Annotated in this window: 17 protein-coding genes; 11 read left to right on the top strand and 6 right to left on the bottom strand. The window is 71.5% G+C overall.

Going from position 1 to position 14591, the window contains the following annotated elements; all coding sequences use genetic code 11:
• Window positions 1-82: 82 nt before the first annotated feature.
• The 5 genes from rplS to MWM45_RS10095 all read left to right on the top strand — a co-directional run bounded on the left by rplS (window position 83) and on the right by MWM45_RS10095 (window position 3156).
• Entirely contained in the window at window positions 83-442 is a 360-nt protein-coding gene (gene rplS / locus MWM45_RS10115) for a 50S ribosomal protein L19 (protein ID WP_043446665.1), read from the top strand.
• Window positions 443-544: 102 nt separating this feature from the next.
• On the top strand, window positions 545-1129 hold the full coding sequence (gene lepB / locus MWM45_RS10110; RefSeq protein ID WP_247829201.1) for a signal peptidase I: 585 nt from the start codon (window positions 545-547) through the stop codon (window positions 1127-1129).
• Between the two features lie 182 nt (window positions 1130-1311).
• The gene (gene lepB, locus MWM45_RS10105; RefSeq protein ID WP_247826332.1) at window positions 1312-2067 is read left to right on the top strand and encodes a signal peptidase I; all 756 of its coding nucleotides are present in this window, start codon (window positions 1312-1314) and stop codon (window positions 2065-2067) included.
• Window positions 2064-2822: a ribonuclease HII gene (locus MWM45_RS10100; RefSeq protein ID WP_247826331.1), complete on the top strand. Its 759-nt coding sequence runs from the start codon at window positions 2064-2066 to the stop codon at window positions 2820-2822. Before lepB (MWM45_RS10105) ends, MWM45_RS10100 begins: the two co-directional genes overlap by 4 nt.
• Window positions 2823-2829: 7 nt before the next feature.
• Window positions 2830-3156 (top strand): DUF2469 domain-containing protein, encoded by a 327-nt coding sequence (locus tag MWM45_RS10095; RefSeq protein ID WP_043445771.1) that lies wholly within the window; start codon window positions 2830-2832, stop codon window positions 3154-3156.
• 25 nt (window positions 3157-3181) lie between these two features.
• On the opposite strand, the gene MWM45_RS10090 is transcribed toward MWM45_RS10095, so the two are convergent.
• Window positions 3182-3484, bottom strand: a complete 303-nt coding sequence (locus MWM45_RS10090) for a hypothetical protein (RefSeq protein ID WP_247826330.1) — start codon at window positions 3482-3484, stop codon at window positions 3182-3184.
• A gap of 193 nt (window positions 3485-3677) precedes the next feature.
• Between MWM45_RS10090 and MWM45_RS10085 the strand changes: the two genes are divergently transcribed.
• From MWM45_RS10085 to MWM45_RS10060, 6 genes are all read left to right on the top strand, one after another.
• On the top strand, window positions 3678-4043 hold the full coding sequence (locus MWM45_RS10085) for a YraN family protein (RefSeq protein WP_247826329.1): 366 nt from the start codon (window positions 3678-3680) through the stop codon (window positions 4041-4043).
• Window positions 4043-5578 (top strand): YifB family Mg chelatase-like AAA ATPase, encoded by a 1536-nt coding sequence (locus MWM45_RS10080; protein ID WP_247826328.1) that lies wholly within the window; start codon window positions 4043-4045, stop codon window positions 5576-5578. Before MWM45_RS10085 ends, MWM45_RS10080 begins: the two co-directional genes overlap by 1 nt.
• Window positions 5575-6774 (top strand): DNA-processing protein DprA, encoded by a 1200-nt coding sequence (dprA, locus tag MWM45_RS10075; protein WP_247826327.1) that lies wholly within the window; start codon window positions 5575-5577, stop codon window positions 6772-6774. The genes MWM45_RS10080 and dprA overlap by 4 nt, the downstream gene beginning before the upstream one ends.
• Before the next feature lie 87 nt (window positions 6775-6861).
• Window positions 6862-7485 carry a methylated-DNA--[protein]-cysteine S-methyltransferase gene (locus MWM45_RS10070; RefSeq protein ID WP_247826326.1) on the top strand — a complete coding sequence of 208 codons (624 nt, stop codon included), beginning with the start codon at window positions 6862-6864 and terminating at the stop codon, window positions 7483-7485.
• A gap of 215 nt (window positions 7486-7700) precedes the next feature.
• Window positions 7701-8633 carry a tyrosine recombinase XerC gene (locus tag MWM45_RS10065; RefSeq protein ID WP_247826325.1) on the top strand — a complete coding sequence of 311 codons (933 nt, stop codon included), beginning with the start codon at window positions 7701-7703 and terminating at the stop codon, window positions 8631-8633.
• Window positions 8634-8857: 224 nt separating this feature from the next.
• Window positions 8858-9361: a DUF3145 domain-containing protein gene (locus MWM45_RS10060; protein WP_043445754.1), complete on the top strand. Its 504-nt coding sequence runs from the start codon at window positions 8858-8860 to the stop codon at window positions 9359-9361.
• A 73-nt stretch (window positions 9362-9434) separates the two neighbouring features.
• Here MWM45_RS10060 and fabF read toward each other — a convergent pair whose 3' ends face one another.
• From fabF to MWM45_RS10035, 5 genes are all read right to left on the bottom strand, one after another.
• Window positions 9435-10670, bottom strand: a complete 1236-nt coding sequence (fabF, locus tag MWM45_RS10055; RefSeq protein ID WP_247826324.1) for a beta-ketoacyl-ACP synthase II — start codon at window positions 10668-10670, stop codon at window positions 9435-9437.
• A 115-nt stretch (window positions 10671-10785) separates the two neighbouring features.
• Window positions 10786-11031, bottom strand: coding sequence for an acyl carrier protein (locus MWM45_RS10050; RefSeq protein ID WP_043445747.1), 246 nt, complete (start codon window positions 11029-11031; stop codon window positions 10786-10788).
• Window positions 11032-11107: 76 nt separating this feature from the next.
• Window positions 11108-12169 (bottom strand): beta-ketoacyl-ACP synthase III, encoded by a 1062-nt coding sequence (locus tag MWM45_RS10045; RefSeq protein WP_247826323.1) that lies wholly within the window; start codon window positions 12167-12169, stop codon window positions 11108-11110.
• Window positions 12166-13131, bottom strand: a complete 966-nt coding sequence (locus MWM45_RS10040; protein ID WP_247826322.1) for an ACP S-malonyltransferase — start codon at window positions 13129-13131, stop codon at window positions 12166-12168. Before MWM45_RS10040 ends, MWM45_RS10045 begins: the two co-directional genes overlap by 4 nt.
• A 78-nt stretch (window positions 13132-13209) precedes the next feature.
• Complete coding sequence (locus tag MWM45_RS10035) at window positions 13210-14532, bottom strand: PucR family transcriptional regulator (protein WP_247826321.1); 1323 nt, start codon at window positions 14530-14532, stop codon at window positions 13210-13212.
• Window positions 14533-14591: the final 59 nt, after the last annotated feature.

Here is a 14591-nt window from a genome sequence, read left to right as displayed (position 1 = left end):
CGGTATCGCCCGGGCCCTGCGCCCGGTCCCTGGCCGCCATGACCAACGTGGATGACCTGTGGCGTCCACCAGGAGCATGACCATGCATATTCTCGATTCAGTCGACGCCGGATCCCTCCGCGACAACGTCCCCGACTTCCGCGCCGGCGACACCGTCAACGTCCACGTCAACATCATCGAAGGCAAGAACACCCGTGTTCAGATCTTCAAGGGCTTCGTCCTCGGCCGCCAGGGCGACGGCATCCGCGAGACCTTCACGGTCCGCAAGGTGAGCTTCGGTGTGGGCGTGGAGCGTACGTTCCCCGTGCACAGCCCGGTCCTGGACAAGATCGAAGTCGTCTCCAAGGGCGATGTCCGCCGCGCCAAGCTGTACTACATGCGCGAACTGCGCGGCAAGGCAGCGAAGATCAAGGAGAAGCGCGACCCCAAGACGGTCAAGTAGCTCCTTCTGGTGCATGAAACGCCCGCTTCCCAGTCTCCGGCTGGAGGGCAACCGAAACGCCGGCCCCGCTCTGTGGGCTGGCGTTTCGTGTTCTCCGCCGTCATGCTCGCCGTCCTCGTCACAGGGCTCGTGCGCGGCTTCCTCCTGGACGTCTACTTCATCCCGTCCGCGTCCATGGAGCCCCTGCTCACCGAGGGCGACCGCGTGCTCGTGTCCAAACTCGCGGCGTCGGACGTCCGGCGCGGCGACGTCGTCGTGTTCGACGGCCGGGGGTCCTTCGACCCGATCACGGACCCGCGGAGCCTCCCCGAGCGGGTCCTCGCCGGCGCGGGCCAGTGGCTCGGGCTCGCGGGCAACGACACCACCTACGTCAAGCGCGTGATCGGTGTCGGCGGGGACCATGTGAGGTGCTGCAGCGCAGACCGATCCCTCACGGTGAACGGGCAGACCCTCCGGGAGCCGTACCTCCATCCGGGCGACGCCGCGAGCACCACGAGCTTCGACGTCGTCGTCCCCGAGGGGCGGCTGTGGCTACTCGGTGACCACCGGTCGGCGTCGACGGACTCGAGGTCGCTGCTCGGCGCACCCGGCGGGGGGCTCATCGCCGAGGATCGGATCATCGGACGGGCCTTTCAGCTAGTCTGGCCACTGGACCGGTCCGGCCCGATCGACCGATCGTCCGACTGACGTCCACCCGGTGGCACGGTCACCCGTCGGAGACCCCTTCCCGGCACCGTCGGCAGCCGGGCATCACGAGTACAGAGGAAACTGTTCACATGGCACGGAGCTTCCGCAGGAAGTCCTCTTTGCGGGCCGAGGCCCCTGCACCACCGGCGTCCGATCCTGACGCATCCTCCGCGGACGGAACCGTGCCAGAGGCCCCCAGGAAGCGGCAGCGCGACGGCAAGGACCGCGATCGCGGGTTCGGCGCATGGCTGAAGGAGATCGGCACGATCGTCGTGATCGCGCTGGTGCTCTCCTTCCTCATCAAGACCTTCCTCTTCCGTGCGTTCTTCATCCCGTCCGGCTCCATGGAGGAGACCCTGGAGATCGACGACCGCATCTTCGTGAACCAGCTGGTGCCGCAGCCCTTCGACCTGCAGCGCGGGGACATCGTCGTCTTCAGCGACACGGAGGGCTGGCTGCCCGAGCAGGCCGAGGCGCAGGTCAGCTGGTTCAAGGAAGCGCTCATCTTCATCGGGCTCGCCCCGGACGAGTCCCAGCAGCACCTGGTGAAGCGTGTCATCGGGCTCCCGGGCGACCACGTCATCTGCTGCGACGCGCAGGGCCGCCTCACCGTCAACGGTGAGCCGCTCGACGAGCCCTACCTCTACCCGGGGGCCAACCCCTCCGACCTGCCCTTCGACGTCGTCGTCCCCGAGGGCAAGCTCTGGGTGATGGGGGACCACCGCAACGCCTCCGCCGACTCGCGGGCCAACCAGACCAAGCTCGGCAAGGGCTTCGTGGACATCGACGACGTCGAGGGCAAGGCCGCGGTCATCGCCTGGCCGCTGAACCGCCTCGGCTTCCTCGCCACGCCGTCGGACGTGTTCGACGGCGTGCCCGACCCCCAGCCCGGTGCTCAGCCCACTCCCGTTCCCACCCCTGCACCGGCCGGGCCATGACGCCCCTGCGCACACGACGATCCACCGCTCCCAGCCTGAGCGTCGAGAAGTCCTTCGCCACCGCGGGCCACCGCTACGTGGCCGGATGCGACGAGGTGGGTAGGGGAGCCCTGGCCGGACCGGTGTCGGTCGGCATCGTGGTCGTCGACCTCGGCGCCCCGGCTCCGCTGCGGGGTGTGCGGGACAGCAAGCTGCTGCCCGCCGCCGAGCGTGAGGCCCTGGTGCCCCGCATCCGCCGCTGGTCCGTCGCGTCCGCCGTCGGCCATGCCTCGGCGGCGGAGATCGACGCGCTGGGACTGATGTCCGCATTGCGTGCGGCCGGGAGCAGGGCATGGGCCTCGGTCCTCGAGACGGTGACCCCCGACGTCGTCATCCTCGACGGCAACCACGACTGGCTGTCCGCGCGGTCCCAGGGCGTGCTCTTCGGGGCGGGCGAGGGCTCGGTCGGGATCGAGCAGGGCGGCCCCGCGGGGACGGGCGGCTGCACGGCCCCGGTGCACACCCGGATCAAGGCGGACCTGAAATGCCTGAGCGTCGCGGCGGCCAGCGTGCTGGCCAAGGTGGAGCGCGATGCCCTGATGGTGTCCCTCGCCGCCGACCACCCGGACTTCGGCTGGGACGTGAACAAGGGCTACGCGACGGAAAGCCACCGCGCGGCCATCGACGCGGCAGGCCCGAGCGAGTACCACCGGAGGACCTGGCGTCTGGGAAGCCTGGCGCGGCCTGACGCTGCCCGACTGGAAAGTGGAGGATGATGATCGGATGAGTGCCGAGGATCTTGAGAACTACGAAACCGACATGGAGCTCCAGCTCTACCGCGAGTACCGGGACGTGGTGGGGCTGTTCAGCTATGTCGTGGAGACGGAGCGCCGGTTCTACCTGGCGAACCACGTGGACCTCCAGGCACGTTCGGCCGACGGCGAGGTCTACTTCGACCTGACGCTCCAGGACGCCTGGGTGTGGGACGTGTACCGCTCGGCCCGCTTCGTGAAGAACGTCCGCGTGATCACGTTCAAGGACGTCAACGTCGAGGAGCTCGCCAAGTCGGACGACATCGCCCTGCCCAAGGACGGCACACTGGGCAACTGACGCCCTCCGACGGGTCCTGACGGCGTCAGGGCCCGTCGTCGTCCCCGCCTCCGTGCGGGAAGGCGTCCTCGGCGTCGAGCGGCACGTCAGCGGCCTGCTCCAGGCGGTCGGCCTCCGAGCCTCCCGTCCCTTCGCCGGCGATCCCCACGCCGCCCCCGGCGGTGCCGGCATCGAGGGGCGTGCCCTGTTCCTGCCGATCGGCCTCCGAGCCGCCCGTGCCGCTGGCGGCCACGGCCGTGGTGCCCGATCCGGCGGCCCGGGCCTCCGTGAGCTGCTCCTGGAGATCCGCTTCGGTCCCACCGGGCATGACGTCACTCTGCTCTGACACGGTGTCCTCCATCCGTCGTGGGCGCGGCGGCCGGCCGGCTGCCGCTGCACCTCCACGCTAGGCCGATGCCGGTCCGTCCACCAGTGCCGGATCGGTCGACGGGGACAGCGGTCGCGGTTGTCGCCCCCGGTTGTCCACATAGGCGACTGCCGCCGCTCCGGGCCGTCCTGCAGGGCCGAGGCTGGGTGCGGAGGTGGTAGCCATGTTGGCGAAGGATCAATTGGGGCGTCGGGGGGAGGCGATCGCCGCGCTCTTCCTGGAGCGGGCCGGCCTGACGATCGTCGATCGGAACTGGCGGTGCCCGGCAGGGGAGATCGACCTCGTGGCGGTGGACGGGTCCACCCTGGTGATCGTGGAGGTCAAGACGCGCAGCTCGGATGATTTCGGGCAGCCCCTGGAGGCCATCACGGCCGGCAAGCTCGAGAGGCTCTACCTGCTCGCCTCGCAGTGGGCCCGCGCACACAACCTGCGGTTCAGCGGATTCCGCATCGACGCCGTCGGTGTCCTCGACGACGGCACGGGCGCCCCGCGCATCGAACACGTGCGGGCCGTGATCTGATGGCGCTCGGACGCACCTACGCGGTGTCCCTGGTCGGCCTGAACGGGCATGTCGTCGAGGTCGAGGCGGATATCGGGCAGACCCTGCCCGCGTTCGTGCTGCTCGGCCTGCCGGATGCCTCGCTCAACGAGGCCAAGGACCGCATCAGGGCGGCGGCCCGCAACGCCGGCGTACCCCTCAGCCGACGGAAGATCACGGTCAACCTCATCCCCGCGTCCCTGCCGAAGCGCGGGTCCTCCTTCGACCTCGCGATCGTCATGTCGGCGCTGGCCGCGGCGGGGGACGTCCGCGGCGTCGGGTCCACGGTCTTCATCGCCGAACTGGGTCTGGACGGGCAGCTCCGGCCGGTCCGCGGGGTGCTGCCCGCCGTGATGGCTGCCGTGGAGGCCGGGCACCACCGCATCATCGTCGCGGAGGAGAACGCACCGGAGGCGGCTCTCGTCCCGGCCGCCGACGTCGGCTCCTACCGCACGCTCGCCGAGGTGGCGCTGGCCTTCGGAGCCGACGCCGCCCAGGTCGCGCTGCCCCAGCCCGTCGTCCGCAGCGCACCGATCCCGCCGACGGTCCGGTCCGGGCCCGCCCACGACCTCTCCGACATCGCGGGCCAGCACGAGGCACGGTTCGCGCTGGAGATCGCGGCCGCGGGAGCCCACCACCTCCTCATGGTCGGGCCGCCAGGTGCCGGCAAGACGATGCTCGCGGAGCGGCTGCCGGGCATCCTCCCGGATCTCGACGACGACCACGCGATGGAGGTGACGGCGATCCACAGCCTCTCCGGCGAGCGGCTCTGCACCGAGCTGGTGCGGAAGCCGCCCTTCGAGAGCCCGCACCACACGGCGACGCCCGCCTCCATCATCGGGGGCGGCAGCGGCATCCCGAGACCGGGGGCCGCATCCCGGGCGCACCGGGGCATCCTGTTCCTCGACGAGGCGCCGGAGTACGAGAGGCGCGTCCTCGAGGCGCTGCGCGAGCCGCTCGAGAGCGGCATGCTGGTCCTGCACCGGGCCTCCGGCACGGCGTCCTACCCGGCCCGCTTCCAGCTCGTCCTGGCCCTGAACCCCTGCCCCTGCGGTCTCGCGAACGGCAAGGGGATCGACTGCCTGTGCACCGCGCAGCAGCGCCGGAGGTACTTCAACCGCCTCTCCGGGCCGCTGCTGGATCGCGTGGACCTGCAGCTGGCCGTCCAGCGGGTGAGCCTTGCCGACTACGCGGACGTGCGGTCTCCCGAGACGTCCGCCGCCGTCGCCGGCAGGGTCGCCGCGGCGCGTGCGGCGCAGCGGGAACGCCTCCACCACTGGGACTACGCCACCAACGCGGAGGTGCAGGGGCGCATCCTCCGGGGTGAGCTGGCACTTCCGCGGGCCGTCACCGCCTTCCTGGACCGGGCGCTCGACCGCAACCTCGTCAGCGCGCGCGGATGGGACAGGGTCCTGCGCGTCGCGTGGACCATCGCGGACCTCGCCGGGCGCTCCCGCCCGGACGCCGACGACGTCGTCACCGCCCTCGGTTTCCGCCTGCAGGAGCGTGCCGCGTGAGCGGGAGGCAGCAGGATCTCCGCCGGTCCAGGGCCGCGCTGTCACGGCTGTTCGAACCCTCCGACGCCGTGGGCCTGGCCCTGGTGTCGGTCGTCGGTCCCGTGGACGCCCTACGCATCGCCCGCCGGGAGATCGGGGTGGGCACCGACGTCAACCGCCGGCTGAGCGAAGCACTCGACCTCCCGGACGGCAGCCGCCGTCCTCTGGAGGACGGGCTGGCGCGATGGGCGCCGCGCCTGCGCGACCTCGCGCCCGAGAGGGATCTGGCGGGCCTGGACCGGCTCGGGGGACGTCTCGTCATCCCGGAGTCCGGTGACTGGCCGACGGCGCTGGACGACCTGCAGCAGGCGGCACCGCTGTGCCTCTGGGTGCGGGGCCGGCACGAGATCCCGCCGTCGGCGCGTCTCGCCGCCCTGGTCGGTTCGCGGGACAGCACCACCTACGGGTCCTCCGTCACCTCCGATCTGGCCGCCGGACTCGGCACGCGCGGCTTCACGGTGGTCTCCGGCGGCGCCTACGGCATCGACGCGCAGGCGCACCGGGCCGCGCTCGCCACGACAGGGGGCGGCGACCACGCCTCCACCCTCGCCATCCTCGCGTGCGGCATCGACCGGTACTACCCGGCCGGGAACGAGGACCTGCTGCGGGCGATCGCCGACGAGGGGGTGCTCATCTCCGAAGTCCCGCCCGGCAGTTCCCCGACGCGCTGGCGGTTCCTTCAGCGCAACCGGCTCATCGCCGCCCTCAGCGCGGTCACGGTGGTGGTCGAGGCGCGCTGGCGCTCGGGGGCACTCAATACGGCGCATCATGCCGCCGGGCTCGGCCGGTCCGTCGGAGCGGTGCCCGGCTCCGTGCACTCAGCGAATTCCGCGGGGTGCCACCGCCTCCTGCGGGACGGCACGGCGGTGTGCGTCACGGACGCCGCCGACGTCGTCGAGCTCGCAGGGCCTTTCGGCACCGAGCCGCTCGGCGACCGGGCGCGGGCCGACGCCGCTCCCGTCCTGGACCACGACGGCCTCACCATCCCGGACCTCCTCCTGCTGGACGGCCTCCCCGTTCGCGCTCCCACGACGGTGGACAAGCTGTCCGTCGTCGCGGGCCTGTCCACGCGGGAGGTCATCAGCGGGCTCGCCCGCCTCGAGCTGGCAGGACTCGCTGTCAGGGCCGGCGGCGGGTGGTGCCGCCGCAGAGCCTGACACCCAGCGCACGGCCGGCCCACCAGTGGGTGCCGCCGCGGCCCCACCCGGCCCTGCCGTCCACACCCCGCCACCCAGGAGGACCCCATGACCGATACCCAGCCCATCGACCCGACGACCGACCGGTGGCATCACGAGGTCCCATCACCGGTGGGACCCCTGCTGATCGTCGCCGGCACCGAAGCGATCGTCGGCCTGTACCACGGGGAGCATTCACCGGCTCCGGACCGGGCGAGCCTCGGGCGCCGCCTCGAGGAGGACGCCCTCCGCGCGCGGGGTGCCCCGCCCACCCCCGAAGCCCGGGCCCCGGGCCCGCCCTCCCGCGGCGTCGAACTGCTCCTCCAGGCGGACCGGGAGCTCGGGGAGTACTTCGCCGGGTCACGGCACACCTTCCACCTGCCCATCGAGCTCCAGGGCACGGCCTTCCAGCAGCAGGTCTGGGCTGCACTGAGCGCGATCCCCTACGGGCAGACCCGCAGCTACCGCGACATCGCCACCCGGCTCGGCAACCCCCGGATGGGCCGCGCGATCGGGGCGGCGGTGCGCAGCAACCCGGTGTCGGTCATCGTGCCGGGCCACCGCGTGGTCGGCAGCACCGGTGCCGTGGTCGGGTATGCGGCGGGGACGGAGACCAAGACCGCACTGCTGGAGCTGGAGCTGGCCCACCGAGCGCCGTCCGGACCCGTGTCCGTGCCGGGCGCCCACCGGTGAGTCGGGCTGTGCCGCGACGGTCGGGTCGCCTCGGTCCCGCGTGCCGCGCCGATACCGGGTACCGCGCCGATCCCGGGAACCGCGCCGATCCGGGTGACCGCCGATCCCGCGTGCCGCGCCGATCCGGGACCACCGCGCGACCCGTGAAGGCGCCCGCCGGGCTGGAGGGCACGCGGGACGGAGGACGCCGTGGATACTGGGGAGCGGAGGATTTCATGGCAGAGAGCAGTACGGGAATGGCGGGCGAGCTCCGCGCGGGCCTCGACGGGTTCGGCGACTACCTGACGCGGGAGCGCAACCGCTCGGAGCACACGGTCCGCGCCTACCTGAAGGACGTGGAGCTCTTCCTGCTGCACGCGGGGGAATCGGGCGTCACCGCGCTGACGCAGCTGGAACTGCGCCATTTCCGCGCGTGGCTCGGGGCGCTCGACGCGGCGGGGCTGTCCCGGTCGACCATCGCCCGGCGGTCCGCCTCCGTCCGCACGTTCATGGACTGGGCGGTCCGCGAGGAGCTCGTCCCCGCCAACCCGGCCCTCCGCCTCCGCGCTCCCAAGCGCAGCAGCACCCTGCCCGCCGTCCTCAGCCAGCCGCAGGCCGCCGCGATGTTCACGAGCGCGGCCGAGCGGACCGGGCAGGGCGACCCGCACGAGCTGCAGCTGCGGGCGATGCTCGAGCTGCTGTACGGGACGGGCGTCCGCGTCGGGGAGCTGGTGGGTCTCGACCTCGACGACCTCGACACCGAGCGGCGTACCCTCGTGGTGCTCGGCAAGGGGGCGAAGGAGCGCACCGTCCCCTACGGCGTCCCGGCCGCGCACGCCGTCGACGACTGGCTCCGGCGCGGCCGGCCGCGGTGGGTGACCGGGAAGAGCGGTCCCGCCCTCTTCCTGGGCCGGCGCGGCGGGCGCATCGACCAGCGTGCGGTGCGCACCCAGGTCCGGACGACCCTCGACGCGCTCGGGGACACCTCCGCGCGCGGCCCGCACGCCCTGCGCCACAGCGCTGCGACCCATCTGCTCGACGGCGGCGCCGACCTCCGCGCGGTCCAGGAGATCCTCGGGCACTCCAGCCTGGCCACCACGCAGCTGTACACGCATGTGTCCGTCGACCGGCTCCGCCGCAGCTACGAGCAGGCGCACCCCCGGGCCTGAGGGACACACCTCCCGGGCCCCTGCTCCGGTGTACTGCGTCCAAGGGATGGGCGCACCGCCGGCGAAGTGGCGAAATTCACGCCTCTCGTGCACAATGAGCAGGAGTCAGGCGGATCCCGCGTGGTATCGCGGGAGGGTCTCGGAAAGCTCTGCCAGGTTCATCGCACTGTCATCATCCGTTGCAGGTCGTTGGGGAAGACGTACCTACAGCTATGGAGGATGGAATGTCTGTTGTGATGGCGCGCGGTGTCTTGTACGTGCACTCAGCCCCTACTGCGTTGTGCCCTCATGTCGAGTGGGCGATCGGCTCGGTGCTGGACAAGCGCCTCGACATGGAGTGGACGGCGCAGCCTGCCGCGCCCGGAATGCTGCGTGCCGAACTCTCGTGGGTCGGCCCCCAGGGATCGGGTGCGCAACTCGCCTCCGCGCTCCGTGGCTGGGCCCACCTGCGGTACGAGGTCACCGAGGAGCAGAGCGCCGGTGCTGACGGCGGCCGGTGGTCGCACACGCCCGAGCTCGGCATCTTCCACGCCACGACGGACGTCCACGGCAACATCATGGTGACCGAGGACCGCATCCGCTACGCCTACGAGGCGGGAGCCGGTGATCCCGCAGCCGTCTACCACGAGCTGTCCCTCGCGCTCGGGGAGTCCTGGGACGAGGAACTCGAGCCCTTCCGACACGCCGCCGAGGGAGCCCCTGTGCGCTGGCTGCATCAGGTGGGCTGACCGCCCGGACACGCCGCGACCGACGAGAAAGGCGCCACCCCGTGCGGGTGGCGCCTTTCTCGCTGTTACAGGCTCAGACGTTCCGGAGCACGATGACGGCGTTGTGGCCGCCGAACCCGAAGGAGTTGCTCAGCGCGACGATGTCGCCGGCGGGCAGATCGCGCGGGGTGGTGACGACGTCGAGGGGGATCTCGGGATCCTGGTTGTCGAGGTTGATCGTCAGGGGGGCCTTGCGCTCGTGGATGGCGAGGACCGTCATGACGGCTTCCACGGCGCCCGATGCTCCGAGGAGGTGGCCGGTCTGCGACTTCGTCGCCGAGACCGCCACCTCGTGCACGTGGCTGCCCAGGGCGGCCTTCAGGGCGGTGTACTCCGGCTTGTCGCCGACCGGCGTCGACGTGGCGTGCGCGTTGACGTGGACCACGTCCTCGGGCTGGGCACGGGCGTCGAACAGGGCGGCCTTGAGGGCGCGGGTCGCGCCCAGGCCCTCGGGGTCGGGGGCTGTGATGTGATAGGCGTCCGCGGTCACGGAGGTGCCGGCGAGCTCGGCGTAGATGCGGGCACCGCGGGCCAGGGCGTGTTCCTCGGCCTCGATGACGAGGGCGCCGGCGCCCTCGCCCATGACGAAGCCGTTGCGGGCCGTGTCGTAGGGACGCGATGCCAGCTCCGGCTCGTCGTTCCGCCGGGACAGTGCCTGCATGGCGGCGAACGCGGCGATCGGCATGGGGTGGATCGCGGCTTCGGCGCCGCCGCACATGACGACGTCGGCCTTGCCGGACCGGATCAGGTCGAGGCCCAGGTGCAGGGCCTCGGTACCCGAGGCGCACGCGGACACCGGGGTGTGCGCGCCGGCGCGGGCGCCGAGGTCGAGGCTGACGGCCGCGGCGGGACCATTGGGCATCAGCATGGGCACGGTCATGGGCAGGACCCGCCGGGGCCCCTTCTCGCGCAGCGTGTCCCACGCATCGAGCAGCGTCCACACGCCGCCGATGCCGGTGGCGAAGGCCACGGCCAGGCGGTCCTTGTCGATGTCCTCGATCCCGGAATCCCGCCAGGCCTCGCGGGAGGCGACGACGGCGAACTGCGTGGAGGGGTCCATCCGTTTGGCCTCGACCCGGGAGAGGACCTCGGAGGCCGGGGTCGTGATCTGCGCGGCGAAGGTGACCGGCAGCTCGTACTTCTCCACCCAGTCGGCTTCGATGGTCCGTGCGCCCGAGACACCCTTGAGGGAATTGGCCCACATGGTCGGGACGTCCCCGCCGATAGGGGTGGTGGCACCGAGTCCGGTGATGACGACTTTGCGTGGCATGGTCACTCTTTCGAAGCTGGGAGGTGCGCCGGCACGACCGGGGCGGGGGGATTACGAGTACGGCCGCTCACGGCGGGGTCGCCGGGAGCGGCCGCAGCGCTCGGAACCGCAGGAACTAGGCCTGTGCGCCCGAGATGAAGTTGACGGCGTCGCCGACGGTCTTCAGGTTCTTGACTTCCTCGTCGGGGATGCGCACGCCGAACTTCTCTTCGGCGTTGACGACGATGGTCATCATCGAGATGGAGTCGATGTCGAGGTCGTCCGTGAAGGACTTGTCCATTTCCACGGACTCCGGCGCGAGACCGGTCTCTTCGTTGACGATCTCGGCCAGGCCGGTCAGGATTTCTTCGTTGCTAGCCATGGTGGCTCCTTTTCTGTTCTTGCCGGTGCACCGGCGGGGATGGTCAGACCGCACTCTCGCGGTCTGGGCTTGAAAACTAGGGAAGAACCACAACCTGCGCGCCGAACACGAGGCCCGCGCCGAAACCGATCTGCAGGGCGAGCTTCCCGCTCAGCGACGGCTGTTCCTTGAGGGTGCGGTGCATGGCGAGGGGGATCGAGGCCGCCGAGGTGTTGCCCGCGTCCACGATGTCCCGTGCCACGTAGACATGCTCGGGGAGCTTCAGCTGCTTCACCATCTCATCGATGATACGGATGTTGGCCTGATGGGGGAGGAACACTGCGAGGTCGTCCGCGGTCACTCCGGCCGCGTCGAGGGCTTTCTGGGCGACCTTGGCCATCTCCCAGACGGCCCAGCGGAACACCGTGGGTCCGTCCTGGACCATGGTGGGCCAGAGGCTCTGGCGGCCGGCGTCGACGTCGGCCTCACGCTCCGTGTCGGTGGCGACGGCGCCGAGGGCGTAGTCGCGCACATCGATGAGGGACCGGTTCATCCGGATGGCCTCGTGCTTGCTGCCGTCCGATCCCCACACGGAGGGTCCGATGCCCGCCGAATCGGCGGGGCCGATCACCACGGCACCGGCGCCGTCGCCGAGGAGGAACGAGATGGTGCGGTCGGCGTTGTCGATGAAGTCCGAGAGCTTCTCGACGCCCACCACGAGGACGTACTCGGCGGTGCCTGCGTGGACCAGCGCGTCACCCTGGGCGATGCCGTAGCAGTAGCCGGCGCAGGCTGCGGAGATGTCGAACGCAGGTGCCGGCGTCGCCCCCAGGCGGTCGGTCAGCTGGGCTGCGGCCGACGGCGTGGCGTAGGGATGGGTCACCGTCGAGACGAGGACGGCTCCGAGCTGGGACGCCTCGATCCCCGCGGCTTCCAACGCTTCCCGGGCGGCGGCTTCCGCCATGTCGATGACGCTGACGTCGCGGGGCGCGCGGTGCCGGGTGACGATGCCGGTCCGCTGCCGGATCCACTCGTCGGAGGAGTCGATCCACTGGCACACGTCCTCGTTGGTCACGATGACCTCCGGCCGGTAGGAGCCGACGCCGAGGATGCGGGTGTGTTCGCGGAGGGGTGCTTGCTTGAGGGCGGTGATGCTCACTGAGGTCCTTCGGAGGTAAGGGACGGATCGAGATCCGCGGTCCGCGAGTGCTCCGTGAGGAAGCTGCGGGCGGCGTCAAGGTCCTCTGGCGACTTTACTGCGAGTGCCGCCGTACCGCGCATTCCGCGCCTGGCCAGACCGGTCAGCGTGCCTGCGGGGGAGAGTTCGATCATCCCGGTGACGCCCATCTCCTGCAGGGATTCCATGCAGAGGTCCCAGCGGACCGGGCGCGAGACCTGCGCGATCAGGCTGTCGAGGTTGGCCTCTCCCGCGGCGACCGGCCGGCCGTCATAGTTGGACACGAGGGTGGCGAGCGGGTCCGTCGGCGACAGGCTCGGGCGCAGTGCTTCCAGGGCCGTCACGGCCGGGGCCATGTGGCTGGTGTGGAAGGCCCCGGCGACCTTCAGGGGGATGACGCGGGCCTTGGCCGGGGGAGCGTCGGCGAGGGCGGCCAGCTGCTCGAGGGTGCCGGCGGCGACGACCTGCCCGCCGCCGTTGGCGTTCGCGGCGGTGAGCCCGAGCTCCGCGAGCACCGCGGCGACCTCGTCCGGATCGCCGCCCAGGACGGCGCTCATGCCCGTGGGCAGGGCGGCCGCGGCTTCGGCCATGGCGTTGGCCCGGACACGGACGAAGGCGACGGCGTCGTCCTCGCTGAGAGCGCCCGCGACGGCCGAGGCGGTCAGTTCACCCACGGAGTGACCTGCGACGACGGTGGCCGCGGTGAGGGGGTGGTCCTGGAGGACCAGGCGCGCGGTCACGAGGCCGGCCGCGACGATCAGCGGCTGGGCGACGGCGGTGTCCTTGATGGTCTCCTCGTCGGAGACGGTGCCGTGGCGGACGAGGTCCGTGCCGGCCCGCTCACTGAGCTGGTCCAGGTGGTCCCGGACTCCCGGGAGCTCGAGCCAGGGGCTCAGGAAGCCCGGTGTCTGTGAGCCCTGTCCGGGGCAGGCGATTGCAAGCACTCTTCCAGCTTTCCAAATCGGTGGGGCAATATCGGGTGTTCGGCTGAACCAAGCTCCCTGAGCGTCTTTGTGGGAAGTCTACAAGGAGACGGGGCGTGCGGCAGCCGTTGTCGCGCCCTGGTCGGCGGGTGTCGCGCGTGCTCCCCGCCCCGTACCGGGCGCCGCACCGCCGGGGCCGGGGGTGGTCTGCGGGGGCGCGAGGCGGCCGACGACGAGCGCCGTCTGGAGGACGTACGCCTCGCGGGGCACGAGGGGATCCCAGCCGGTCACGTCGCAGACGCGGCGGAGGCGGTACCGGACGGTGTTCGCGTGCACGAAGAGGGACCGCGCGGTGGCCTCCAGCGAGTGGCCGAGGCTCAGGTAGGCCGAGAGGGTCTGCTCCAGCCCGTTCGAGGCCGCCAGGAGCGGGCGGTAGATCATCCTGATCAGGGCACGACGCGCGGTGTCGTCGCCGGACATCACGCGCTCGGGCCACAGGTCCTCGGAGGAGACCGGCCGGGGCGCTCCCGGCCAGGCACGGGCGGCCGTCAGCCCCGCGAAGGCCGCCTGGGCCGAGCTGCTGGCGGCGACGAGCGATTCCGCCTCGGGCCCGAAGACGACGGCGCCGTCGCCGAAGAGCTCGCTGATCCTCGGGTACGCCTTGTCCGCGTCACGGACGCCGCCCAGCACGAGGATGAGCCGCTCTCCCTGGATGCCCACGAGGACGTCCTCGGCCAGGCGTCCGGTGACGCGGCGGAGCTCGTTGAGGAAGCCGGCGTTGGGCTCCTGCGGGGCGCTGCCGACCATGACGGTGATGCGGGCCTGGGACTTCCAGCCGACGGCGGCGATCCGGGAGCGGAGCGCGTCCGAGCTCTCGCCGCGCAGGATCGCGTCCACCACGAGCGCTTCGAGCCGCGTGTCCCAGGACCCGCGGGTCTCGGCGGCGCGGGCGTAGACATCGGCCGCGGCGAAGGCGACCTCGCGCGAGTAGCGGAGCACGGCTTCCCGCAGGGGCCCCTGGTCGGCGGCGGGCGCCAGGAAGGGCACGTGGTCCTCGACGACCTGCACCACCACGCGGATGAGCTGCAGGGCCTTCTGGAGGCTGATGGAGCGGGTGAGCTCCGTGGGGGCCGTGCCGAAGACGTCGCTGAGGACCCAGGCCGGGGAGACGGGCTTCTGGTACCAGTTGACGAAGGACGCGATGCCCTTCTGCGCCACCAGTCCGAGCGCGGAGCGCTCGTCCGGCCGCAGTCCGCGGTACCACGGCAGGTCGGCGTCGAGCTGCCGGAGGGTCGCGGTGGACAGCGAGCCGATGGTGGCGCGCAGCTTCTCGACGGTCGCCGGATCCGGGGGAGCGCTGCCCGCGTTCGTCGCCCCACCGGGGCTCGGGACGCTGGCGGGGACGTCGTGGGGCTGCGGCATCCTCCGAGCATACGGTCTCCGGCAGGCCGCCCTCCATTTGTGAGAAGGCTACAAAAAAG

This window comes from Arthrobacter antioxidans, from assembly GCF_023100725.1.
Lineage (GTDB): Bacteria > Actinomycetota > Actinomycetes > Actinomycetales > Micrococcaceae > Arthrobacter_D > Arthrobacter_D antioxidans.
This window is presented reverse-complemented; position numbering and strand designations above follow the sequence as displayed.